Source organism: Candidatus Flexicrinis affinis, from assembly GCA_016716525.1.
GTDB lineage: Bacteria > Chloroflexota > Anaerolineae > Aggregatilineales > Phototrophicaceae > Flexicrinis > Flexicrinis affinis.
This window is the reverse complement of the sequence record JADJWE010000003.1, coordinates 16,428-39,560: the sequence shown is the minus strand read 5'-3', so window position 1 is coordinate 39,560 and position 23,133 is coordinate 16,428. Positions and strand designations below refer to the sequence as shown.

The 23,133-nt window shown below is 65.3% G+C and carries 22 protein-coding genes, 1 tRNA gene and 1 pseudogene; 11 read left to right on the top strand and 13 right to left on the bottom strand.

Annotation, left to right across the window (positions count from 1 at the left end):
- Window positions 1-108: 108 nt before the first annotated feature.
- The 3 genes from IPM16_12380 to dusB form a co-directional block, all read right to left on the bottom strand.
- Window positions 109-477, bottom strand: a complete 369-nt coding sequence (locus tag IPM16_12380; protein MBK9123896.1) for a hypothetical protein — start codon at window positions 475-477, stop codon at window positions 109-111.
- 12 nt (window positions 478-489) lie between these two features.
- The gene (locus IPM16_12375) at window positions 490-825 is read right to left on the bottom strand and encodes a hypothetical protein (protein ID MBK9123895.1); all 336 of its coding nucleotides are present in this window, start codon (window positions 823-825) and stop codon (window positions 490-492) included.
- Between the two features lie 285 nt (window positions 826-1,110).
- Entirely contained in the window at window positions 1,111-2,172 is a 1,062-nt protein-coding gene (dusB, locus tag IPM16_12370) for a tRNA dihydrouridine synthase DusB (GenBank protein ID MBK9123894.1), read from the bottom strand.
- 127 nt (window positions 2,173-2,299) lie between these two features.
- Here dusB and IPM16_12365 point away from each other — a divergent pair.
- Window positions 2,300-2,807, top strand: a pseudogene (locus IPM16_12365) (peptidylprolyl isomerase).
- 104 nt (window positions 2,808-2,911) lie between these two features.
- Here IPM16_12365 and IPM16_12360 read toward each other — a convergent pair.
- Entirely contained in the window at window positions 2,912-3,061 is a 150-nt protein-coding gene (locus tag IPM16_12360) for a hypothetical protein (GenBank protein ID MBK9123893.1), read from the bottom strand.
- Between the two features lie 4 nt (window positions 3,062-3,065).
- Complete coding sequence (locus IPM16_12355) at window positions 3,066-5,714, bottom strand: M4 family metallopeptidase (protein MBK9123892.1); 2,649 nt, start codon at window positions 5,712-5,714, stop codon at window positions 3,066-3,068.
- Window positions 5,715-5,804: 90 nt separating this feature from the next.
- Here IPM16_12355 and IPM16_12350 point away from each other — a divergent pair, with 90 nt between their 5' ends.
- The gene (locus IPM16_12350) at window positions 5,805-7,121 is read left to right on the top strand and encodes a hypothetical protein (protein ID MBK9123891.1); all 1,317 of its coding nucleotides are present in this window, start codon (window positions 5,805-5,807) and stop codon (window positions 7,119-7,121) included.
- Window positions 7,122-7,293: 172 nt separating this feature from the next.
- Here IPM16_12350 and IPM16_12345 read toward each other — a convergent pair whose 3' ends face one another.
- The 6 genes from IPM16_12345 to IPM16_12320 form a co-directional block, all read right to left on the bottom strand.
- On the bottom strand, window positions 7,294-8,847 hold the full coding sequence (locus IPM16_12345) for a PPC domain-containing protein (GenBank protein MBK9123890.1): 1,554 nt from the start codon (window positions 8,845-8,847) through the stop codon (window positions 7,294-7,296).
- An 11-nt stretch (window positions 8,848-8,858) separates the two neighbouring features.
- Window positions 8,859-9,593, bottom strand: a complete 735-nt coding sequence (locus IPM16_12340) for a hypothetical protein (protein ID MBK9123889.1) — start codon at window positions 9,591-9,593, stop codon at window positions 8,859-8,861.
- Window positions 9,594-9,798: 205 nt separating this feature from the next.
- On the bottom strand, window positions 9,799-10,482 hold the full coding sequence (locus IPM16_12335) for an MBL fold metallo-hydrolase (protein ID MBK9123888.1): 684 nt from the start codon (window positions 10,480-10,482) through the stop codon (window positions 9,799-9,801).
- Complete coding sequence (locus IPM16_12330) at window positions 10,479-11,390, bottom strand: phosphotransferase (protein MBK9123887.1); 912 nt, start codon at window positions 11,388-11,390, stop codon at window positions 10,479-10,481. Before IPM16_12330 ends, IPM16_12335 begins: the two co-directional genes overlap by 4 nt.
- A gap of 9 nt (window positions 11,391-11,399) precedes the next feature.
- A complete protein-coding gene (locus tag IPM16_12325; protein ID MBK9123886.1) occupies window positions 11,400-11,939 on the bottom strand; it encodes a hypothetical protein in 540 nt (179 codons plus the stop codon).
- A gap of 11 nt (window positions 11,940-11,950) precedes the next feature.
- Window positions 11,951-12,877: a response regulator gene (locus IPM16_12320; protein ID MBK9123885.1), complete on the bottom strand. Its 927-nt coding sequence runs from the start codon at window positions 12,875-12,877 to the stop codon at window positions 11,951-11,953.
- 261 nt (window positions 12,878-13,138) lie between these two features.
- On the opposite strand from IPM16_12320, the gene IPM16_12315 reads away from it, so the two are divergent.
- Window positions 13,139-13,211, top strand: a tRNA-Ala gene (locus IPM16_12315).
- 59 nt (window positions 13,212-13,270) lie between these two features.
- Window positions 13,271-13,441 carry a hypothetical protein gene (locus IPM16_12310; GenBank protein ID MBK9123884.1) on the top strand — a complete coding sequence of 57 codons (171 nt, stop codon included), beginning with the start codon at window positions 13,271-13,273 and terminating at the stop codon, window positions 13,439-13,441.
- 73 nt (window positions 13,442-13,514) lie between these two features.
- Here the strand turns inward: IPM16_12310 and IPM16_12305 are convergent, their stop codons facing one another.
- Both IPM16_12305 and IPM16_12300 read right to left on the bottom strand, forming a co-directional pair.
- A complete protein-coding gene (locus IPM16_12305; protein MBK9123883.1) occupies window positions 13,515-14,111 on the bottom strand; it encodes a hypothetical protein in 597 nt (198 codons plus the stop codon).
- Window positions 14,108-15,175, bottom strand: coding sequence for a M23 family metallopeptidase (locus IPM16_12300; protein ID MBK9123882.1), 1,068 nt, complete (start codon window positions 15,173-15,175; stop codon window positions 14,108-14,110). The genes IPM16_12305 and IPM16_12300 overlap by 4 nt, the downstream gene beginning before the upstream one ends.
- Window positions 15,176-15,404: 229 nt before the next feature.
- Between IPM16_12300 and IPM16_12295 the strand changes: the two genes are divergently transcribed.
- The 7 genes from IPM16_12295 to IPM16_12265 all read left to right on the top strand — a co-directional run bounded on the left by IPM16_12295 (window position 15,405) and on the right by IPM16_12265 (window position 23,132).
- Entirely contained in the window at window positions 15,405-17,543 is a 2,139-nt protein-coding gene (locus tag IPM16_12295; GenBank protein MBK9123881.1) for a hypothetical protein, read from the top strand.
- A gap of 80 nt (window positions 17,544-17,623) precedes the next feature.
- A complete protein-coding gene (locus tag IPM16_12290) occupies window positions 17,624-18,220 on the top strand; it encodes an RNA polymerase sigma factor (GenBank protein MBK9123880.1) in 597 nt (198 codons plus the stop codon).
- The gene (locus tag IPM16_12285; protein ID MBK9123879.1) at window positions 18,217-19,494 is read left to right on the top strand and encodes a DUF4179 domain-containing protein; all 1,278 of its coding nucleotides are present in this window, start codon (window positions 18,217-18,219) and stop codon (window positions 19,492-19,494) included. Before IPM16_12290 ends, IPM16_12285 begins: the two co-directional genes overlap by 4 nt.
- 160 nt (window positions 19,495-19,654) lie before the next feature.
- Window positions 19,655-20,446: a hypothetical protein gene (locus IPM16_12280; protein ID MBK9123878.1), complete on the top strand. Its 792-nt coding sequence runs from the start codon at window positions 19,655-19,657 to the stop codon at window positions 20,444-20,446.
- 79 nt (window positions 20,447-20,525) lie between these two features.
- Window positions 20,526-21,266 (top strand): DUF4231 domain-containing protein, encoded by a 741-nt coding sequence (locus tag IPM16_12275; protein ID MBK9123877.1) that lies wholly within the window; start codon window positions 20,526-20,528, stop codon window positions 21,264-21,266.
- A gap of 12 nt (window positions 21,267-21,278) precedes the next feature.
- Window positions 21,279-21,977 (top strand): hypothetical protein, encoded by a 699-nt coding sequence (locus IPM16_12270; protein ID MBK9123876.1) that lies wholly within the window; start codon window positions 21,279-21,281, stop codon window positions 21,975-21,977.
- Between the two features lie 9 nt (window positions 21,978-21,986).
- A complete protein-coding gene (locus tag IPM16_12265; GenBank protein MBK9123875.1) occupies window positions 21,987-23,132 on the top strand; it encodes a CoA transferase in 1,146 nt (381 codons plus the stop codon).
- Window position 23,133 lies beyond the last annotated feature (1 nt).

The following is a 23,133-nucleotide window of genomic DNA, read 5'->3' as shown; positions in this document are numbered from 1 at the left end:
GCGACGGCGCGCGCCACTCTCGATGAAGATCGGCTTGAAGTCGAAGCCGCCGATGGGTGTCGATCGGCACGGTGAGGAGCTGCGGGCCCGCCGGGGTTGAGGAACGGATCAGCGCGGCGGCGGCGATGCACGGCGCGAGGAACAACGCGATCTTGCGCAGCGGTCGACGCGCAGGCCGGGAGTCGCGGGCTGGGCGATCCCTAGCGCGGCGGCGGCGCGGGGCGGCAGCACGCGGCGGAATACGAGCAAGTTGACGACCATGCCGGCGGCAGCGGCCATCAGGATCAGCGCGCCTTGCGGCCATCCGCCGTGCAGGTTGATCCACAGCACGAACATTGGCGGCAGAATCCACAGCCGCCACACGCTGTGCCCGCGCAGGTGCCCATACACCAGCCAGAGCGTGACAGCCGCGAGGATGAAGCTGAGCATCAGCGGGCGCGCGCCCCAGAAGATCGACGCTGACGTGGCCCCCAGCACGGTGATGAACGCTTAGGTACGCCCGCCGTGCATGGTGCGATACAGCACGGCCATCCCGGAGCATGCCGCACAGGACGGCGTACAGCGACAGCCCGACATGCCCAACGTCTGCCAGAACGCGACCAGCACGGGCTGGGCCAAAACCATTCGTGCTGCAAGCGCGCCTCGCTGCCGGCGAACGTGTACGAGAACTGATCTGGCCTGCACGATGCGGCCGGCGGCCAGATCTGCTCGCCGCTGCGCAGCTGCCACCACACGTCCGGATCGTTCTGTACGCGCAGGCCGACGACCGGCAGCAGCAGCCACAGGATGATCGTCAGCGTGCGCGATGGTGAGGTTGCGGAGCATGCGCGTGTCCGGTCGGGTGCGGGTGGATGACCCCTCTATGGTACACGCCGCGGGACGGAGCGAGTGTGAAGAAACAGGGGGAGAGGTGAAAAGGGGGAACGAGGAAAGGGCTAAGTTGGCGCGGGTGGAACCAGCCTCCGCTGCCCTGTACGCAATCAGACCTCACCCCGGCCCTCTCCCCGAGGAGAGGGGAGAAAGACACGCCGGATTTGGCCCCTCTCCTTGAGGGAGAGAGGGGTTTGGGGAGAGGGCAGCGGAGCGTCAGCGACGCGGGGTGAGGTTTCTTTAGGCAGGGATTTGGGGTGAGATCCGCAGCGCCCGCGGGCGACCCGCCGGGTCGCCCCTACAGTACCGTTCCAGCGCTCGCTCGATGTCGTCCAGCGACTCGGCGCGCACGATTCCATCGCGGATGGTTGTGGCGTCCGGCATGCCGACGGTGTACTTGCACAGTTGGCCGCGCAGCTCGCGGATCGCCTTGACCTCGACCATGCGGGTCGTCTCCAACGTCAGCCGCGCCTGATACAGGCAGGTCTGCGCGCGTTCCTGCACGGTCGGCTCGGGGAGCGGCTCGCCGGTCGTCAGCTCGTGGTGGATCTGCTTGAAGATCCACGGGTTGCCGAGCGCTGCGCGGCCGATCATCACGCCGTCGCAGCCGGTCTGTTCGAGCATGCGGCGGGCGTCCGCGGCGCAGGTCACGTCGCCGTTGCCGAAGACCGGGATGGTCGTCACGGCGTCTTTGACCTGCCGGATGATGTCCCAGTCGGCGGTGCCGGTGAACCCCTGCGAGGCGAAGCGGGCGTGTACGGCGATCATCTGTGCGCCAACGTCCTGCGCGGCTTTGGCGAACGGCACCGCGGTGATGATGCCGTCGTCAAACCCGGCGCGCACCTTGACGGTCACCGGCACGTCGACGGCCTTGACGCACGCTTCCACGACGGCGGTCGCGCTGCACACGTCGCGCAGCAGGGCCGCGCCGCCGCCCTTTTTGACGACCTTCGGCACCCAGCAGCCCATGTTGATGTCGACCATCGCCGCGCCGTAGTCCACGACGATGCGCGAGGCCTCGGCCATCACTGCCGGGTCGTTGCCGAACAGTTGGACGGCGAACGGGCGCTCCTCGGGCCGCCAGTCGAAGTACTGCAGGCTGGTCTTGAGGCCGCCCCTTGAACTGCAGCGGCACGCTCGACAGCAGCTCGGTGCAGACCAGCCCCACGCCGCCGATCTCGCGGCACAGCCGGCGGAAGGCGTGGTTGGTCTGCCCGCCATCGGCGCAAGGCTGAGGGGCGGGTCGATGGTCATGTCCCCGATCTGGACGGGGTTGAGGAGGGTTCGAGTCTCGGCAATCATCGCGATTCTATCGTGTGTTTGACGGCATTATACGGGATGCGCGCCGTCCTATACAGAACCGATTGCCGGCCCTATAATACGTCGGTTCCGGAAATTACGGTCTGACGCAGACAGGGGATACCCACCCATGAGTGACACGATTGGCAGCGAAAAGGTCGTCAGCCTCGCGCTGACGTTGACGGTCGACGGCGAAGTCGTCGAGGAATACAGCGCCGAAGAACCGTTCGATTATCTGCACGGCGCGGAGAACGTCGTCCTGGCCTCGAGGCCGCGCTGGACGGCCGCAAGGTTGGCGATAAGCTGACGGTGACGGTCCCGCCCGCTGAGGGCTTCGGCGAGTACGACCCGAGGACTTCGAGGTCTTCGACGAGGACGATCTGGAAGGTGCCGAGCTGGGCGCGGCGGTCGTGCTCGAAGACGAGGACGGCTATCTGTTCGAAGGCATCATCACCGAGATCAACGACGGCGAGATCAAAGTCGACTTCAACCCGATGTGGGCCGGCAAGACGCTCAACTATCAGGTCGAAGTGCTGGGCGTGCGCGACGCCGACGCCGAGGAACTCGAGCACGGGCATCCACACGGCACGGACATGGACGAGTACGAGGACGACGAGGATTGGGAAGACGAGGAGTAGGCGCTTCGCCGTCTTTCCCGACAACTCAACTTGTGAATCACCAGCGCGGAGGAGACCCCTCCGCGCTGGTTGATTCTGAGCTAAGGACGACGTGCAGCGGTCAGTTAGTTCCCGCCGCGGAAGCCGTCTGGCGCGGCCGGCGGGGGCAGCACGCCCGCGCTGCGGCGCACGTCGGCGACGGTCAGCTCGAGGTCGTCGACCCACATCTTGCCGGCAGGTCCGCTGTACTTGGCTTTCACGAACGCGCTGGTCACGGTCTCAGGAATCGTGTCGGTGACGGTGTACTCGGTGAAGGCCGTCGTCCCGACCGGTACCGATAGGTTCAGCTTGACCGGGCTGCTGACGGCGAACTTCAGCTTGACCATCACCTTGCCGCCGGATGCGTTGTTGCCGCGCAGCCAACCGCTGAGTGTGGCCTCGTCCATCCCCGCGAACAGTGTCGGGTCGATGGTCTGCTTGAGGCTGCCGTTCAGGCCGGGCTGCCCTTGAAGCGCAGTGCGCACACGCCCTCGGAGCTTTGGCCGGCCTTGTTGCAGACGACCTTATTGCCTGCACCGAGCTTCGCGGTGTTCCAGCTCGGGATCGTGCCGGGCGCGCCGACGGTCTCGGGAAGCTGGGGTTAGCGATCAGATTGGACGGCGCGGCGACGCACGTGTAGATGCGCACGTCGTCCACCCACCAGCCCGGCGCACCGAAACTCGAGTCCGACGTCCCGCGGAAGCGGATACGCACCGACTGGCCCGAAAGTGACGCCAGCGAGTAGCGCTCTGCTGCCACGCCGAACGAGCTGTTGCCGAACGCCTCTTGTCCCGCCAGCACGTTGGTATTGCCGTTGCCTGCAGTCTCAAGGGCGTCAACGTACCCTTCGCCGGCTTCCAGCGACGCATTGGTCAGGCGGCTCCAGCTTGCGCCGCCGTTGGTCGAATACTCGACCACGCCGCCGTCCCAACCCTCGATCTCGAAGTCGTAGTTGTGGATGAAGTGCAGCTTAGCATCGGCCGGCAGCAGCACCGAACTGTTCATCTCGGCGCGGCCATCCGACGTCGAACCGAGGTCGAGGCCGCGCAGGCTCTGTGCGCCGCTGATCGGGCTATCGGTGCTGCCGATTGTCCAGACGGTCGTATGTCCGGTCTCGACCCAGCGCGACGTCGGGTTGACCTCGAAGTCTTCGAAGAACAGGTCGCTTGCGACACTTCCGCCGTCGCAGACCGGCGCGACGACCGGGAGGAAGAGCGACGGCTCGTCCAGCTCGGTGGCCTGCGCGGCGTTTTGAACCTGCGCACAATCGCCCGCGGTGATGCCCGCTGCGCCGCCGACGAGCTGACTGCAGCCAGTCACGAGCGCGTTGTACAGGTCGACGTACATCGAGCCCGATGTCAGGAAGCTGGTCTGCGCGCGGTAGAAGACGGCCAGCGTCTTGTCGATGCCGATGCCCGTGACGGTGACGCTGTTGAAGGTGTCGCCGTCGACCATCAGGTAGGTCGTCTTGTTGCCGATGCCGCTGTTGATGTGCACACCACCAACGTCGAAGTATTCCAGATAGAAGATCGGGCTTTGCGTGCGGTCGGGGTCGCTCTTGAGCGGCGGATTCTTCATATTGCGGATGCCGCCGGCGACTAGCTCTTCGCCGACGATCCAGCGGTTGGCCGGGATATCCTCCGCCGTGCCGTTACCCAAGTCGAACAGCTCGCCCCAGATGTCGGAGAACGACTCGTTGATCGCGCCCGACTCGTACGCGTAGACGAGGTTGCTGGTGAATTCGGTTACGCCATGGGTCAGTTCGTGACCGACCACGTCGTCGAGCACAATCGTCGTGCCGCAGCCGTCGCCGTAGGCCATCTGCGTGCCGTTCCAGAACGCGTTGCAGTAGCCAGTGCGGTGGTGCACGGTCGAAATCAGCTGCATGCCATTGCCGTCAAGGCTATCGCGGCCGTGTTTGACCTCGTACAGCTCGTAGACCTCGCGGGCGAACTCATGGGCGGCGTCGGCGTCTGTGTCAGCACCGCCGACCGTACACGGGTCGTCCGACTCGTCGCACACGAACGTGCCGGGAAGCGTCGTGGTATTGTTGCCGTCGTAGGTTGCCAAATCCGGGCTGCCGAGCACGCGCGGGCCGATCGTCGGGGCAAGTGTGGCGGTAGACGGAACGGCACGGGCGGCGTCAGGATCGATCCACGGCGCGGCGTGAATCTTGTTGAAGGTGAACAGCACTTCGCTGGTCGCGGCGTCGGTCAGGACAATCTGGCGCACCGGCGCGCCGGCGGTCGAGACGACTTCGGTCAGCCACGCCAGACGGGGCGCATAGCGCGTCTGCGGGGTGACGATGCGCGCGTCATAGACCACCAACTGCGGCGCCAGCGGCACGAGCGTTTCGCGCAGTTCTCCACTGCGAACGGTGGCGTAGTCAAGCGCGGCAGATGCACCGTCGGCCGCGGAGGTCGCGGGCGTCGTGTCGATGCTCAGCGCCGGCGACGTCTCGCCGTTGATCGACAGCAGGCTGCCGTCTTGACGCGCGTTGACGACCAGCGTCGCGCCGTAGACCGGCACACCGTTGATCGTCTGCTGCCAACGCGTGGTGACAATCGGCTGTGCGGCGTCAGTGCTGGTCAGCACGGGGCCAGTGGGCTGCAAGCTGCTGGCCTGTACGCCGAACGCCGGCGCGAACTCCTCAAGCCATGCCGCGGCCCGCTGCTGATCGGACAGGTCGCGTACGGACGCTTGCGCAAGGATGCCCGGCGATGCGGGATCGAACGTGATCCACGATGCAGCCCCGGTTTGACGATGTTGAATGATGTTGGCGGGTGTGACTTGGTTGCCTGGTGCAGCAAACGTGGCCGACAACGCGACCACGATGAGCACCCAAATCAGCACACTGACAGCAAGGTGACGCACACTGCGGTAGCTCATAAAAGTTGTGTCCTCTCATTCGGCCTTAACACTATACGCCCGGTCCAGATTCCCGGCAACAAGCACTTATCCAGAAGGAGTACACTGGGGGTGAAAGTGGCATATCTGAGGCGAAACGTGCTGTCGATCGTGTGGGGACTCGTGCGTATTTTGCGGCGGGCGGCGTGGCTGCTGGTCGTGGCGTTCCTGCTGCGCTACTCGACGATGCCATTGGGCGAGTCGTGGGCGCGCATCGGGCTGCAAATCGGGTCGAACGGGTTCGACTTTGTCGGTTGGACGGTGGACGCACTGGGCGCGAAGGCGGGGCAGGCGTTGTGGGGCGCGCATCCGTTCATGACCGAGGACGAGCGCACGGCGTTCGCTCGTGAGTACTTCACCGACGTGGCACGCGCACAATCGCTCGATGGGGAAATTGCAGTCGTCTACGCGCAGCCTGATCTGGCCGATCCGCACGCCGCGACTGCCGGCCTGCGCGCAGAGCGCGACGCGCTGCGGCAGTCGCTGGCAGAACGCCAATCGCTCGCCGAGGCGATAATCGAAGGACAGGTCGCGACGGTGTTGGTCGAGCAAGGCTACGGTCTACTCGGTACGCTCGTGCCGCCGATCGCCATGCGCTTCTCGCAAGCGCCAAACCTGCTGGTGATCTCGCCGCGCGATTCGATTCGCATCGACCTCGGCCTGAACGTCGATCCGCTGACCATTGACGAGCGCGCGCAGCTCGAAGCCGCCGTCGAAGCCGCTGAGGACGTCTCGGCGCTGGTCGTGCCGATCGGCGGGATCGCGCTGTATCCGGCGCTCATCCTCGAAACGGCGAGCCTGACGTGGGCAGTGGAGACCTTCGCGCACGAGTGGTTTCACCACTACCTGTTCATGTTCCCGCTGGGCTGGGAGCTTGACTTTGCGGCCGACTCGCGGCTGATCAACGAGACGGCAGCCAATATGTTCGGCAAGGAGATCGCCGCAGTCGTCTTCGAACGTTACTATCCCGACCTTGTTTCGGGGCGCGCACCGGCGCGGGCAGCACGCGGCAGTGCCACCTTACGCCAGTTCGCGCAAGCCGAACCGTTCGATTTCGGCGCTGAGATGAACGAGACGCGCGTCACGGTCGATGCCCTGCTGGCCGAGGGCAAGATCGAGGATGCCGAGGCGTATATGGCCGAGCGGCAGGCGTTGTTCTTCGACAGCGGCTACCCGATCCGCAGGTTGAATCAGGCATACTTCGCGTTCTACGGCGGTTATCAGGTCGGCGGCGTGCCGGGAATTGCTGGCGAAGACCCGATCGGCCCGGCACTGCGCGATCTGCGCGCGGCCAGCCCGACCCTGCACGACTTCACGACGTTGATCCGCGGCATCACGACACGTGAGGCGCTGCTGGAATTGAGGGACAAGGTGTCTGAGGAAAGGTGAAAGGGCAGAGGGATGAGGGCAAAGGTGAAAGACCAATGGCGGCAACTTCGGACCGTCGACCCGCACGTGGGAATACGGCACTGCCGTGTCCCGTATGGCTTCCTGTCGTCTGCGCGGGCGAGCCACCGGCTCGTCTGCCCTTAAACCTGTCCCCTTTTCCCTTTCCCCTCCCTTACGGCAGTTCCCACACCCACGTGTCGCTGAAGCTGCACGATGTGTCGCTGCGCACGTAATTGACGACCGCGTTGCCGACCTGTCCGGCTTGGGCGAAGCGCGCCGGCAGGTCGAAGCCGCCGACGTGGACCCGGTCGACCCACAGCTCGGTGCGCGTGCCGATCTTGGTGACGATCAGCGTGTGACGCTGCCCTCCGGCGAACGCCTCGTTTTCGCCGAACAGCCCGGGCGAGTAGTTCGCGCCGTCGCGCGCGCTGATCCCGTAGCCGCCTTGCCGGTCGAGGAATGCAACGACGTGCTGGGTATCGCTTAGATTCGCGAGCAGTAAGCCGCACCCGACCAGCGCATCCGGCACGGCTGTGGTGAGCGTGAACGTCGTATAGGCCACATAGTCGGTGAAGGTTACGCCGCGGCCTAGCAGCACCCGGTTGACGCCCGGCTCGATCTGCCGTCCGGAGCTTTCCGGCACGGTGAGCGAGGCGCGCCCGCCGGTGGGGACGACGAGGCGGCGCTCGAGTTCCTGTACTGTGAGCGCCTGCCCGCCCGGCACGATCTGCGTGGGCATCACGTCGATCTCGCCGACCTTCAGCGGACGCGTCACGATCAACTCGTCAAAGGCGACGGTGATCCCTGCGCCGATGGCGTCGGGCGTGGCGGCGAATAGGCCGACCGTGCCGCTTTCCGGCCCGCCGCCGGTGTCGAGCGCTTGACCGACCCACGCGCCGTTCACCAGCACGTCGAACGCGGGGCCGTTCGCCAACACGCCGACCGTGAACTGCGTCACGCCGGCTTGAATCGCGGGATGGAACGTCCAGTCGCGGATCTGGCGGGGTTCGCCCTCGGCCGGGAAATAGTCCATGCGCCACGATCCGCCGTCACCGAGCATTAGCCCGTACGCGCCGTCCGGCGTACCGCGCAGGGTGAGGCCGGCGCGCCAACCTGATGGCCCGCGTACGACGTTAATTCGCGTCGACGCGAAGAATGTGCCGAACGTCGGCCCGTTGCCATCTAGGATAGGCACCGGGACACGCACGCCTTCGACCGTTACGCGAAGCTGGCCGTCCTGTGTTTCAAGTACCGCGCCCGTATCGCCGGTCTCGCGCCAGCGGCCCGCACTGTTGAACGACCTGTTCAAAGCAGGGTCGGCATACCCCGGCATGAAGGAAAGCGTATACGTGCCGATGGTCTGGCCAAAGCCGTAGACCGCGATTGAATAGGTGTCGATACGCGGAAGCGTCGCCGCTTGAATCAGCGCGTCGCGCCGGCCGGGGTAGGCGAAGTCGTCGTTGCTGGTGAGGATTTGCCCGCTGGAATTGCGCAGTTCGATGATCGGGTCGAGCGTGCCGCCGCTGGTGACCAGCACCGATACGATCCCCCCTTCGAGGCCGCTGAACGTCCACAAGTCGGTCGCGCCGGGGACGGTAAGTTCGCCTTCATACGGCACGAACGGCTCGATGGGGGTCGACTGCGCGTGTGTGAGCGCCGTCACCTGAACGCCGAGCAGTACAGCCAGCCCGGCGGTCAGCAGGCGCGCGACGAGGGGGAGTCTCACGCCGCGCCGCCTTACTCCGAGATCATCCACGCCGGGAATTCACGCCCCAGCGCGTCGAGCGCCTCGATGAAGTGGGCCTTGCTCAGTTCGCCGCCGTCGTTCCAGCGCGCATATTCGGCGGTGCGCAGGCGGCGCTGTTGACCGGCCAGACGCAGGTCGCCCTGATCTTTCTGCTTGGCGGGCGTCAGCACCGAAAAGTGGCTGTTAAGCGGCAGCAGATTAAAGTCGTCCGGCGACATGAAGGTGTAGACCGGCAGGTAGAGGTCATCCTGATGCAGCGCCAGCGCGACCACGAACCAGCCCTTCGGCACGCGCGTGCGCCGGCTGATTGTGAAGCGCCACGCCAGTACGTTGACGTGCTGTGCGCCGTCGATTTCGGTCGGCGTCCCTTTGCCGGTGAGCCGGATGGTCGAGCCGTCGATTTCGAACGTCCGCCCGGATGGCCAGCGGCGCTTGAGGCCGCCTTCGACCGCTCGTGTGAGCAGCATCGCGACGCCGATCGCGATGGCTACGCCGATCAGGTTGATCGCCCCGCCCTCACCCTGCGGGAACAGCAGCGTGATGATGATGTAAGTCAAGATGCCGCCAATGACGAACGTCAGGATGACGGCAAGCCGCAGCAACCCGTGTTCAGGGTCGACGGGCCAACGGCGGGCCGCGGTGGTTGCAGCAGCGGGAGAAGCGTGGTCGGTCACGGTCATGGCGCGTAACGGTTCGATAACGGTCAGACCGCGATAGCTTAACACAGCCTACGGGGCGCGAGTAGGGGCCGGCGGTTGGAAAGCGGTTAGGGGTCGGGCCCGCGTTGGGGATTGCGCTTTCACACTTCCACAAGGGCTTTACACGCCTTGACCCTTTCTCTACGGAATTGACCTGCGGGCTAGCCAGTTCCGCGGGAAGGGAGTCCAGAAGGCGAAGGCCTTCTGGTAGGGTGTGGGGCAGCCCCCCAGATCACAAACCGCGCGAAGCCACGAACTTGTCAAGCCGGGCGGCGGCCCCGCTCAGGATCGGCGGCCCGTGGCCAAACAGCAGCGCGTCCGGCTTGAGCGGCGCGATCCGCGTCTTGACCGACTCGCCGCACATCGCGCGGCTGACCGTCGCCATCGGCAGCGGAAAGCGCAGACCGAGGGTGTGCAGCATGACGTCGCCGGTGAACAGCACCCGCCGTTGCGGCGACCAGTACGATAGATGCCCGAGCGTATGCCCCGGTGTCGCCACGGCGACCAACCCGCCAAGCACCTCGTTGATCACGTCGCCGTCGTGCAATTCGCGGGCGACCGGCGACGGCTTGAAGAACTGGCGCGGCAGTACGTTGATGCGGTGGTTGGTCGGGCGAGGCTGTTCGGCTGTGCCACGCATCACGTCCGCCTCTGCGGCGGAGACCATGATTGCCGCGCCGGTGAGGGCGTTCAGGGCGTGCGCGCCGCCGCCATGATCGACGTGCGGGTGCGTGATCACGATGCGCTTGATGTCACTGGCTTTGAATCCGGCGGCCTCGACCTGCTTGACAATGCGGCCCGCCGTTTGCGCCAGTCCACTGTCGATGAGCGTCAATCCGTCCGGGTCGCGGATGGCGTACACGCGCCCGACCATCAGCCCGGTGAACCCGTAAATGCCGTCCAGCAGTTCGATCATGACCCCACCGCCCGTAGTGCCGCGCGGATGAACCGATTCGCGTCTGCGACCATCGCCCGCTCGCGTTCAGGGCCGACGCCCCACAGCGGGATGTGCGCGACACGCCGAATGCTAATCGAGAGATCCCAGTAAGGCAAATCGGTGGTATCAAGGCCAGACATCTCCGCCGCGTAGACCTTCGTAAATGCGCGCAGCGCGTCGTCACCGAACGCCCACAGCAGTTCCAGCCGCGCGATGGCGAGGTCGGCAAGCGGGTCGCCGAACGCCGCGTCCTCCCAGTCGACCACACCGGCGAGCTGGTCGCCCTCCCAGATCAGGTTGCCGATCCAGTAGTCGCCGTGCAGGATCGTTTCCCGGTTGCGGGCGGGTCGTGACCAGTCCGCTCGGACGACGGCCAGCACGCGTTCCGCGTCCACGAGATGCGCCAATTCTCCCGGCGTGTGCTGCACATGCCGCCGGATTCGATCGGGATAGTGTTCGAGGAACGGCACGGCGGCGCGAGGGATATCCGCGCAGTGGATCTGCGCCAGCGTCGCCGACATTGTGGTGGCAGTCGTCAGGGGGTCACGCGGTGCGGCAATGGTCTCGCCATCGATGTACGACTGGATCAGGTACGGAGATGGCAGCATGTCGCCGCTGGTGTCCAGCGCAAGCGGCTCCGGCACCGGCAGCCCGGCGCCATATAGCGCCTTGAGCAGCGCGAGTTCGTGAGCGGTCACGTTCGGGTTGCGGGCGAGGTCGCGCGGCCCGTGCTGGCGGACGACGACGGTGTGCCGGGCACCTGTCGAATCGGCCAGCTCCATGGCGGTGACTTGCGCCGATACGCCGCCCTCCAGCGGCCATGCGCGAACCAGCCGCGATGACGGGAAATGGCGCACGGCGACCCGCTCGAACGGTGTGCCGGCCATCGCGGCGGACTAGTCCTGCGGGGCGGACGGGACGATGGCGTTGAACGTGCCGGTCGCGGTGACCGTCGCGCCCAGGTCGTCGCTGGCGGTCACCTCAAACGCGCCGGTCAGCGGCTCGATCGACGTCAGGGTCAAGCGGCCTTGAAGCACGTTGGCGTAGAGGGCAAACGGCAGGATCGAATCGGCCGGCGGAATATCGTCTGTAATGGACACGCCGACGAAGCGCACCCGCTGCTGCGAGTCGTACGCCGACAACAGCGATGCGATGCTGTGCGTGCCGACCACGATGTCGTGCGGGAGCACGAGGTTGACGGCGTAACGTTCGCCTTCGAGATAGAGCGCGATACCGATATCCGGATCGTTAACGGACGCAGCGGTGCCGGAGAGAGATTGGTCGATGGCGCCCGTGAGGTCGGCACGGAAATCGCCTGCGCCCAAATCGCCGGTGTCGGCGTTGAGCGGGGCGGGCAGCAGGGAGACGGACGGCGCGCACGCCGTCAGCACAGCGGCCAGCACGACCAACATATTGGCGGCAAGCAGGCGGAGCATAGCGGCTCGTGCTACGAGTTGTTGCTGCGCAGCATGTCGAGGTTGCGGGCGTTTTCAAGCGCGATCGCCGCATAGTCCGACAACGCGCTGAGCAGCGCCGCGTGATGGGTAGTGAACTGCGGAGAATCCGGGCTGAGGTTGCGGATTCCCATAGCGCCCAGCACGCGATCTTGAATCATGACCGGCACATAAGCGGCGGAGTTGGGGGCGCCGGGGATGCGCTTGAGGCGTTCGGCGTCGGCCACCAGCGAGCGCGCATTCTTGATCGCCATCGCCGCGAGCGGATCGGTGGCAACGACGTTGGCCGGTACGGCCCGGGTCTGATCCTTGCGCTTGGCGGCACGGCAGGTCAGATGGTCGCCATCGCCGAGCATGAGATACGCCTCTTCGGCGCCGGTGGTTTGCACGGCGGCATCGAGCAGGCGCGGCAGCAGTTGTTCCATCGGCATGAGCTGGGCGACGCTCTTGCCCGTGCTGTACAGCACGTTCAATTCGTTGACGCGCGCCTGCAGCTCCTTGTTGGACTGCATCATGCGCTCGATCAGCGCGTCCTTTTCCTTCTTGAGCCGGCTTTCACCGAGGCTTTTCTCGATGGCGCGCAGCATCTCGTCCGGGTAAAACGGCTTGATAACATAGTCTTTTACGCCCATCCGGTACACTTCGACGGCGATGTCCTCGGAGCCGTGGAAGGTCATCAGGATGACAGGGATGTCGCTGTTGTTGGCATTGAGCTGGCGCAGCACCTCCATGCCGTCCATGCGCGGCATGTTGAGGTCAAGCAGGATCAAATCCGGCTTGTTGCGGAGCGCCATTTGCAGACCTTCGACACCGTCACGCGCGCTCATGGGCTTGTACCCGTTCGGGACAAGCACATAATCGTTGAGGAAGTGGTGGTTCTGCTGAGCGTCGTCTACGATGAGGATGGTTTCGCCAGCCACGGTCCCGCCTCGTGTGGTTCGCTTGATAAACGTGATGAATAACATTGCAGCCAAAATGATGCCCTATTGTAGCGCAGTTTCGGGTTTTGGCGCGATTGAGAACCCGGCGCGCATCCGACGCCACCCCTGAATCAGCGGCGGATGAACATTTGGTGACGGGTTGTTAGAAAGATGCAAAGTACCGCACACAAAACGCGAGTTCCGGTGTAGAGTCAGCATTGACAGCGTTATTCACAGGGGTTAGACTCCCTGAACTCATGCGGGCCTATAGCTCAGTTGGGAGAGCGCTTCAATGGCATTGAAGAGGTCATGAGTTCGAGTCTCATTAGGTCCACACGATGACCCCCGGCCTGCGCTGCGGGGTCGTTTGTTTAGTCAGAGAGGCGACGTGCCATGGCTAGCACCAAAGAGAAGCGGAACGTGCTTGACGATTTGGTCGACGGTGCGCGCGAGATTTTCGAGGCGCTCGACCGCCTGTTGAACCCCGGCAAGCGCCCCAAGCCGCAGCCGATCCCCATTCCCGTGCGTTCCAACCCTCCGCGGCACGATCCACGCCGGCGTTAGTTCTATCCATTCACGCCTAAACAACAGCGCGCCCAAATCGGCGCGCTGTTTTCATTGTCAGGCGGGTTACGGGCTACCCGCCCACCTCCAGCAGTGTGAGCTCGCGGGTGGAGATGTCGCGGAAGGCGACGCGCGTCCCGTCGGCGTTGACCGCCCAGTCGCCGTTCATGATCTTGAAGGGCGCGGTCGAAAGCGGCGTCATAACCCGCGTGTTCAGGTCAACATGATGCAGCGCGTGCGCCGCTGCGCCCGGCTCCAACGGGATCGCGTACAGCTCGTCGCTGTCGCGCCAGCGCCAACTGCCGAAGAACGGCAGCCGCTGCGCCGGAGCGCCCGGCTCGGTGCGGATCGCGTACACGCCCGAGGCGTTCGGGTCGGGCTGATTGGTCGCGTAGAACACGACGTACTGCCCGCCGGGGCCGACGTTCGTTCCGCGCACCCACGACCAACGGCCTAACTCGTACTGCTCGCCGGTCTGCGCGTCGATGACGATCATCGTCGTCACGCGGTCGTCGCCCGGCACGGTCACCAGCACACGGCGGTCGTCGAGCCACTGCGCGTTGGCGCCCGGCGCGCTGAACAGATCGAAGGTGCCGCCGCCCAGCACGCCGGCGACACGCACGACCGCGGGCGCACGCTGTTCACCGGGGACGGTTGGGCGCGTGCTCACCCACAACAGCCGGCTGTTGTCGGCGCTGAAGCTGGCAGCGCCCCACCCGTGTTGAAGCGGAACTCGCGCCCTTCGAGATCGAACAGCACGGCGTCCTGCCCCTCGACGCGGCCACGCCACGTCCAGTCCGGCGAGCGATGCTCGGGCGGCGCGGGTTCGACCGTTTGGTTCAGACTGGGCGCCGCCAGATCCCACCGCATCACCTGTGCCGGCTGACCGGACAGCCCGTCGATGGAGTAGAGGCCGCCCGCGTCGGTCGGATGCCACCAGTTCTGCCAGCAGCACTGCGCGCTGCCAATTGTGCGCGCTGACCACTGCCCGGCCGGAGACAGCGGAGGCAGATCTTTCAGCGGACCAGCGCTGTTGGGTGCGTTGTCGGCGCCCGTGCGCGGGAACACCGACCGGTAGGCGTTGAGGCGCGGGCCGTAAAACCGCACGTCCGGCTGATCGTCCAGCGACATCCACCGCCCGGGGTTCTCCATATCGCCTTGGAACAGGTTGCCGCTGTAAGCGCCGACCAGTGCCAGTGTATGCCAGTCGACGTCGATCCAGTCGATCGGGTTGAAGGTGGTCTGGTAGTCCAGCGAGCGCACCTCGAAATGCAAGTGCGGGCGCGAGAAGCACGTCGAGTCGGGGTCGCCGCTGACGCCGATCTGTTCGCCTTGCACGACCTGCTGGCCGGGCGACACCGGCGCGCGCCCCTGCAAATGCCCGTACAACGTCGTGACACCGAGTTGGTCGTGCCGCACGATCAAATTGTGCGGGCCTGCGCCGAAGCCGAGATCGTCGACGAACGCGATGACCCCGTCCGCCACAGCCACCAGCGGTGTACCGCACGGCATGCTGACGTCGATGCCGAAGTGCAGCCCCTGTCCCGCGCGATACCACGCGTCGCCGAAATTGTAAGCACCGGGCGTGTTGCCATACGCCTGCCCGAACAGCCATGTCGACGGGCCGGACGGTGACGCGACCGGCATCACCATCGGCTTTCCGATCGACTGCGCGCGCGCCTGCGCCGGTATAAGGGCCAGTACGGCCAGCATAAGAATCATCAAGAATCGCATCGGCGTTCCCTCGATACGTGCGATGGGCGTGAGGATTATTGCCGGACAGGATGAAAGGCGCATGATTGCGAAGGGATACGGTTGAGAAGAAGTCAGCTTTGTGTCGACAGACCGCGAATCTTTGCGCGAATCTCCACAGATTACTGTACACTCTCATCAGCGCAAGCGCGGGGTCGTGGACGAGGCAATCTCCAACCGTCACGATCCAGCGCGTAACCTAATTGGGTTCATGTCAGAACCGTCGACAACGCTTCAGAACCGCAGGGGAACGACGCCGAAACAACGTGACGGTGCGCTTGACGTTGCTGGGGACAGGCCACAGCCCGCTGCGCTGCCGCTCGACGTCAGTCACATGCTGCAGATGCAGCGCATGATCGGCAACCGAGCGCTAACGCGCATGATTCAGCGCGAAGACGGGCCGGGCGGTGCAGAGACTCAGGGTGGCGGGGTTGCGGTTGCGCAGCGCCAGCCTACGCCCGTACAACTGCCGCTGTTCAAGGCCGGCGATTATGTGTCAGCGGTCGTCGAGGGACAGATCGAATACCCCGACCCGAACGCCGATCCGAACGCACCGTCGCCGGTGCTGAGCGCGGGCGACTCCGGCCATACGCTCAAGAAGGGCGCGGTCGAGTTCAGCGCCTCGTTGATGAAAGTACCCAATCCACTGGACGAGACCGTCAACGAATGGCTGGGGCTGGGCCAAAACGTCAAGGTCAGCAGCTCCCTCACGGCATTCAAGCTCGCGGCCGATACCAGCATGGCCGACCTCAAGGATGTCGATGCCAGCGTGAACCTCGGCGAGATCGAGCTGGCGCTCAGCGGTAGGTTCGACCACACCACCATGCAGACGTCGTGGGGGCAGAAGCTCTTCGGCGGAACAGCGCTCGGCCGCGCTATGGCAAAGAAGACGGCCGTGTTCGTCGGGACGATCAAACTTAGCCTTGCGCTGCCGGCCGAGGACGCGCTGCGGCTGGCGCAGATTGCGGCGCATCACAAGCAGCTTCGCGCGATGGCGTTCCAGAACAAGGTTTGGCTCAAGCACATCCGCGATCTGAAGGGGCGGCTCAAGCAGTTGGAAGCGGCGTGGAAGACCGCCGACGGCTTCACCCGAATCAACCTCGCAAAGCAGTTCGCAGAGGTGCGCAGCGGCTTGAAGGCGTTGGGCAAGAAGGTCGCCAAGAACAAGAAGCTGGCACGCAGGCTGCTCGGCGAGGCGGTGCGCTGGGCCAAGGCCATGAGCGCCGTCCTCAAGAAGACGCTGGCGCGCTTTGTGCCGATCCTCAATGCGTACTTCCTCGTGACCGACACGATCAAGGCGATCGAGGTCATCTACGGGTTGATCACCGGCAAGGGGTACAGCTTCGGCGGTGAGGAAGGCGGCAGCGGCGAAGGCGAAGAAGCCGCGGGTGGTGGCGATGCTTCCGAAGGCGAAGGCACGACCAGCGGTGTGGCTGGCGACGATGCCGAATTCGCCGGCATCGAAGATCAAGAGGCGGGGGGCGGCGACGCCTACAGTCAGCCGGTCGTGCTGAACCCGAACGCGGCGCTCGTCTTCGAGATTCTCAAGGATCGGACAGGCAGCAAGCTGGGCGGCACCGATCTCGCGGCGCTCGACAGCATCGTGCCGGCCGACATGAACGCGCAGGATATGGAACGGCTGTTGTCTGCGCTGCAAACGTCCAAACTGTCCAGCAAACCGTTCAAGGCGTTGACGCAGGTGATGACGCTCGCTAAACGGGCGCGTGACGCGGCGGCTGTCGATCCCGACAAGGCCGGCGGAACGGGCGGCGGCACAGGCGGTGGGGTCGGGCAGGGCGTCGGCCCCGGCGAAGGCGGCGACGAGCAGGGTGGCGAGGTCGAGTCGGAGAACGACCAGACTTACGACGAGACGCCTGCCAACAGCCAGCAGACCGAGCAGGTCGAACTGGGCGCGGACGAACAACAGCCCGACTCGCCCAATCCCGCCCCGAAAGAGAACGGACAGATCGCGCCGCCGCAAATCGACCCGGACATCCGCGCATTCATGACCCGTGCGCTGGCGGCCATCGAAGGTCAGGGGCTGGGCGGCTATGCCGAGTTCGACGGCGGCGTCTCGTACAACGGGCTGTCGGTCGGCGACGTCTTCAACGGCATGGCTGCCGTGCAGGTCGCGACGCAGGTACGCGATGCCGAGGGTCAGGTGACGACTCAGGACATCTGGTACGGCGGCGAAGCTAAGTTCAAGGTGCTGTCCAAACTCCCCAACGGCCAACTCGACGTCATCCGCTCGGTGATGCAGGCGTACAACAAGTACGGCCGGTTCGTCGGCGCGGTCGCCGCAGCGCGCATGACCGTCGGCTATCAGGGCGAGCTGCAGCTCGCGCCGTAAGTTCCCCGACGTCCGAAATCAAACCCTACGCTGCCCGCGTGCATATACTGGGTGTGTACACGCACCGGTGAGGACACCACGTGGAAGACCCGCGACTCCGGCAGGGTGTCGAACGGCTGAAGGCCGGCGACATCGACGGACTGGCCCCGCTTGTCGAAGCGCTGCAGGTCAGAGCGCTGCGCGCAGCATATCTGATCACGCAAGACAAAGCGCAGGCCGAGGACATCGTGCAGAGCATGTTCGTGCGGCTGGCGCGCAAAGCCGATCTGATCGACACGGCACGACCGGTCACGCCGTACGTGCTGCGGATGGTCGTCAACGACGCGCTGATGCACATGCGCGGCCGGGGACGAACGATCAGCTTTGAGGGCCCAGCCGGCCGTGACGCTGCGGGCGCCATCGAGGACGTCCTGCGCGACGACGCCGAGCTGCCCGAAGACGCGGCCGAACGACAGGACGTGCAAGGCGCGGTTGCAAACGCGCTCAAGCAGCTTTCGCCTGACCAACGCGCGGCCATTGTGCTGCGCTACTACCTCGGCCTCAGCGAGGCGGAGATGACCGATCGGCTGGACGTGCCGACCGGAACCGTGAAATGGCGGCTTCACGCTGCCCGCAAACACCTTCGATATGTGCTGCGGCCGATCTGGGCCGCACCAGCAGAGGAGGATCAACCGTGAACGATCGCGACCTCGCCCGCCTGCTGGATGCCATTGCCAGTGAGGAGATACCAGACGATATGAACCTGTGGAACGACATCAAAGCACAGTTGAACGAACTCCCGGCGGTCCCGGCGCGCCGAACCGCCAGCGCATTGAGCCGGATTGCGGCGGTCTTCGCCGTGCTGCTGATCGCCGGATCGGTGTACGCCGTGTATCAGGTGATTACGACGCGCGGCGGCGATCCGGGTATTATGGCGGTCGACGACCTCGTCACGCCGCTGAACCTCGTGCAGTCGTCCCCATCTGACGACGTCAACATCACGGTCGATTGGGCGTATGCCGACGGCCATCGGATCGCTGTGGGCTGGACGGTCGACTACGCCAGCGAGCTCGACGTGCCTCAGCCGACGTTTGTGCTGACCGATGGCGAAGGCACCGCTTTCGGCCCGGCCGACTTCCTGCGCGGTGGCGGCGGTGGCGGCGGAGGTGACGGCGAGCGCAATACGTTCGGCAGCGTCACGAGCTTCGACGCGACCGGCATCAAGGGCGCGCCCGAGTCGCTTATGTTGTCGCTCACCGCAACGTTTGACCCGGCCAATGGCCCCGGCGAGATCACCGGCGGCGGTGGTGGCGGTGGATCAGGTGGTGGTGGAAGCGCCGGACAGACCCCGCCCGAACCGGTCGAGATCGCCCCGTTTACGGTCACGTTCGAGTTCGAGGTGCCTTTCTTTCGCGCGCGCGAGACGTCCGTGCCCGGGTCGGTGGACGATGCCGGCATCACCGTGACGCTTGAGTCGCTGACCTACGCGCCGTCGGTGTCGATCGGACGCCTGTGCTACACGCTGCCCGATGATGCGCCGGGCTTGCGCCCGCACTTCGCGGTGAACGCGCAGGGCTTCGAGACCGCGGCCTTTTCGCCGGACGACGGAGACATCGCTTCAATGTCCGGCGCGCCGATCTGCGGCGATCTGCTGGTCTATCAGCCTGCGGAAACCGCGACCGGGCGGCTTGAGATCGTCATCGACCGCTTCCAGACCGAAGCCGAGATTACGCGTGAGTCGTTCGACGCGTTGGTGGCCGCCGTAGAGGCTGAAGGCCTACCGGTCGACTTCGATCTGATCGAGACCGGGGATCTCAAGCAGCGCTACGCGATGTCCTACGGGACCACCGGCGAGGGGTTGACGGGGGCGGAGCAGGCTGCCATATGGACGCGCGTAAACGATCTGATCGCGCAGTACATGCAGCAGGCTGTCACTGGCGAGTGGGTGCTTCCCGTCACCGTCGGCGGATAGGCGTTTCACCGACCTTCTAAGGAGGCGCGGACCTGCCGCGCCTCTGTGCGTTCCCCTCGGCGTCGTTTCAATGCTGAAACGTGCGCACGAATTTGCGCACGTTCGTGCGCCGCGCCGCGGTACGGGTGCTAGAATGGGGAACAGCGATCAGGAGGCCGCCATGTTTCGATCCATCGCCAGCATGTTCAACCGTATCGGTCGCGATCTGCGTGCGCGGCGCAATCTCGAAAGCTACCTCGTCGCAGTGGTGGCAGGGATTGTTGCGGTGGTAGGCCTGATTGACGACGTCGTTCCCGATTCGGTCAAGATGTCCGTAATCCTCGGTGCGCTCGGCTTGCTGGTGTTCAACATGTCGCGCCCGGTCGAAGGCAAGGCGTCGATCGAAGACTACCTGCACAGCCGCCCGGAACTCGGGAATCTGCCGGATCGCATCAAAGGCGCGCGCAAGCTGTGGATTTATGCGCCGTCCGCCGCCAACGTGCTGGCCGGCCCGAACCTCGACGCGATCCGCCAGTCGGTGCTTTCGCAGCGCGGGGGCGAGCTGCGGGTGATCATTCAGGACCCGAGCAAACCGGAAGCGGTCGCGCTGCTTTCCGAACAGCTCGACAAGTCGGTCGACTTTCAGCATCAGCACCTGCCGGAGGAGATCGCCAACACGCTGAAGAAGTTCGCAACCCTTCGCAGTTGGAACACACCGGGCAGCTTCGAGGGCCGGCTGCTGCCGTACTCGCCCGGGTGCAGCATGGTGCTGATCGACCCGGACAAGGCCAGCGGCACGGCCATCATCGAACTGTACGGATGGCACTTGCAGTCGACCAGCGACCGCATGTCGATCGAGATTCAACAGGCGGTGTCGCCGCGCTGGTTCGGCTATTGGGTCGAGCAGTTCGAATTCATGTGGGGCGATGCGGCACCCGCCGCCCCGCCCCCCAGAACGGAGTCGTACGGCTAGCGCGGCCGCGTTTGCCAAGACTTCCGTTCCTGCGCCATACTGAAGAGGGCTACGCAAGTCATCCAAGGAGGGACGACTTATGGCGTCGAATCCACCACCCATCGACCAACCCGGTGAAACGCCTCCGCCGCCGATCCCTGAGGCGCCGCCGCAGCGTCCGCCGAGTCAGCCGCAGAAGCCGCCGCGCTACGAACCGCCCGAGCCAATCACGCAGGAAACGCGCAAGACGCGCGGGTGGGTTCCGGAGTGGTTCAAGTACATGCCGAAGTTCCGCTTCAACGACTTCGACGAGTCGGCCGCGTTTCAACTGCTGCCGGAAGACGACTTGAACGAGATGCTCGCCACCTGTACGCCGGAGGCGGCACAGTCCATCCTCCAAGACCTGCACGTACTGGACAAGGAAGTGCTGCGGTTGTTCCGCCGGCTCGACTACGAAGCGGCGCGGCAGCAGAATCGTTACCGGCGCTCGCAGTTGATGTACGCGCTGCTGGCGCTGGCCGCGACGATCGTCGGTTCAATCATGGCGCTGACGCTAGAGTCGGCCCCGCGGCTGACGCCGTGGCTGGGCGGCATCGAGACCATCATCGCCGGTCTGACGTCGTTCATCGCCGCGTTGACTGCCGACGAGCCGCCGCAGCAGTTGTGGTTGCAGAACCGCCTCAAGGCCGAGCACCTGCGCCGCGAGTACTTCCGCTACCTCATGCGCCTTGAACCGTACGACGGCGTCGAAGACCGCTTCGATCGCGAAACGCTGCTGGCCAAACGTGCTGCTGACATCAACCGCGGCTTCTTCCCGGAATCCCCGGTCCAGCCGAAGTAGGGGGAACGCCACATGGTAAACCGTCAGGAACTGGAAGTCCGTTACAAGATCTTTGACCGCTTCGCGCTCGGCGATCAGCGCCACTACTATCAGAGCAAGCTCGACTCGTTCCGCAAGGCGCGCGGGCAGGTCAATATGATCCGCGCGTCGATGGGTCTCGCGACCGTCGTCGCGACCGTGTTCGCGATCACCATGGCCCCGTCGGCATTCAACGAAACCTGCACCGAGGCGATCCGCGCCGTGTCGACCGCGCAGCTCTCCGGCGGGATCGAGAGCGCCGCGGCGGCGACCGTCCAGCAGTTGTCGAACTGCCGCAGCATGCAGTTGTGGACCAGCATCGCCGCCGGCCTATCGATCATCTTGCCGGCCATCGGCGGCTTCTTCGGCGCGCTGCTGGGCGTGTATCAGTGGGACAAGTTCGTGCAGATCTACAAGGACGCGCAGGAGAGCCTTGAAGCCGCCGACGCCCAACTGACCGACCGCATCAGCGACATCGACGACGAGCGCTTCATCTCGGCCTATATCGCCTATACCGAAGGCACGCTGGAGGTGATGGCGTCCGAGACGTCGCAGTGGGGCCAGTCCGTCAAGACGCCGGCGCAGATCGAGGCGTTTGTCAAACGACAGGTCGAGCGCGCGTCGCGCGCCCAGCGCGGCATCACCGGCGAAGGCGGCAAAGAGTTCGAAAACCCGGACGGCTCGTTCGGCTAGGAGCGATCCGTGTCGCTGGAGGGCGTGCGCGTCCTTGATTTTTCGCGCGTGCTGGCCGGCCCGTACTGCACGATGCTGTTGGGCGACCTCGGCGCGGACGTCGTTAAAGTGGAAAGCCCGCAAGGCGACGAGACGCGCCAGTGGGGCCCGCCGTGGGCCGGCGACGGCCCCGACCGCCAGAGCGCGTATTACCTGTCGGTCAACCGCAACAAACGTAGCATCGTCCTGAACCTCAAAGAGCCGGACGGCCAGCGCATCGCCCGCGCGCTGGCCGTCCGCGCGCATATCGTGGTCGAGAACTTCAAGCCGGGGCAGATGGCCCGCTTCGGTCTCGATTACGACACCCTGCGCGCCGACAACCCCGCGGTGGTGTACGCCAGCATCACCGGCTACGGGCAGACCGGCCCCTACGCCGACCGCCCCGGCTACGACCACGTCATTCAAGCAATGTCCGGCCTGATGTCGATCACCGGCGCGCCGGACGGCCCCGGCTATAAGGTCGGCGTGGCGGTGGCCGACGTGTTCACCGGCCTGTTCGCCCTGAGCGCGATCCTCGACGCTCTGCGCGACGCAGAATGCACCGGGCAGGGGCGGCATCTCGACCTCGCGCTGCTCGATTCGCAGCTCTCCGCACTGGTCAACGTCGCCAGCGCCGCGCTGGTCAGCGGACAGACCCCGCATCGCTACGGCAACGCTCACGCGACCATCGTCCCGTATCAGAACTTCGACGCGGCGGACGGGCCGTTCGCGCTGGCGGTCGGCAACGACGGGCAGTTCGCCGCGTTGTGTCGAATCCTCGACCGCCCCGATCTCGCGGCCGACCCGCGCTTTGCGACCAATCCGGCGCGTGTGACCCACCGCGACGCGCTGATCGCCGAGCTGGCGCCCATGTTCGCGTCACGTCCGGCGGCGGATTGGGTCGAGGCGTGCTTGGCGGCGGGGATTCCAGCGGGGCCGGTGAATACGGTGACGCAGGTGCTGGAGAGCGAACACGCGGCGGCGCATCATCTCGTGCGCGACGTCACGCTGGCGAATGGCACGCCGGTCCGGTCGGTGGCGTCGCCGCTGCTGCCGGACGCCCCCGGCGCGATCCGCTACCCGCCGCCGCTCCTCGGCCAACACTCGGACGAGGTGCTAGGGGAGTGGTTGGGGTGAA

Excerpts from the sequence above, each read along its gene's own strand:
- IPM16_12375 (MBK9123895.1), bottom strand. The coding sequence starts at position 825 with ATGCTCCGCAACCTCACCATCGCGCACGCTGACGATCATCCTGTGGCT.
- dusB (MBK9123894.1), bottom strand. The coding sequence starts at position 2,172 with ATGATTGCCGAGACTCGAACCCTCCTCAACCCCGTCCAGATCGGGGAC.
- IPM16_12355 (MBK9123892.1), bottom strand. The coding sequence starts at position 5,714 with ATGAGCTACCGCAGTGTGCGTCACCTTGCTGTCAGTGTGCTGATTTGG.
- IPM16_12335 (MBK9123888.1), bottom strand. The coding sequence starts at position 10,482 with ATGATCGAACTGCTGGACGGCATTTACGGGTTCACCGGGCTGATGGTC.
- IPM16_12330 (MBK9123887.1), bottom strand. The coding sequence starts at position 11,390 with ATGGCCGGCACACCGTTCGAGCGGGTCGCCGTGCGCCATTTCCCGTCA.
- IPM16_12325 (MBK9123886.1), bottom strand. The coding sequence starts at position 11,939 with ATGCTCCGCCTGCTTGCCGCCAATATGTTGGTCGTGCTGGCCGCTGTG.
- IPM16_12310 (MBK9123884.1), top strand. The coding sequence starts at position 13,271 with ATGGCTAGCACCAAAGAGAAGCGGAACGTGCTTGACGATTTGGTCGAC.
- IPM16_12300 (MBK9123882.1), bottom strand. The coding sequence starts at position 15,175 with ATGCGATTCTTGATGATTCTTATGCTGGCCGTACTGGCCCTTATACCG.
- IPM16_12295 (MBK9123881.1), top strand. The coding sequence starts at position 15,405 with ATGTCAGAACCGTCGACAACGCTTCAGAACCGCAGGGGAACGACGCCG.
- IPM16_12280 (MBK9123878.1), top strand. The coding sequence starts at position 19,655 with ATGTTTCGATCCATCGCCAGCATGTTCAACCGTATCGGTCGCGATCTG.
- IPM16_12275 (MBK9123877.1), top strand. The coding sequence starts at position 20,526 with ATGGCGTCGAATCCACCACCCATCGACCAACCCGGTGAAACGCCTCCG.
- IPM16_12270 (MBK9123876.1), top strand. The coding sequence starts at position 21,279 with ATGGTAAACCGTCAGGAACTGGAAGTCCGTTACAAGATCTTTGACCGC.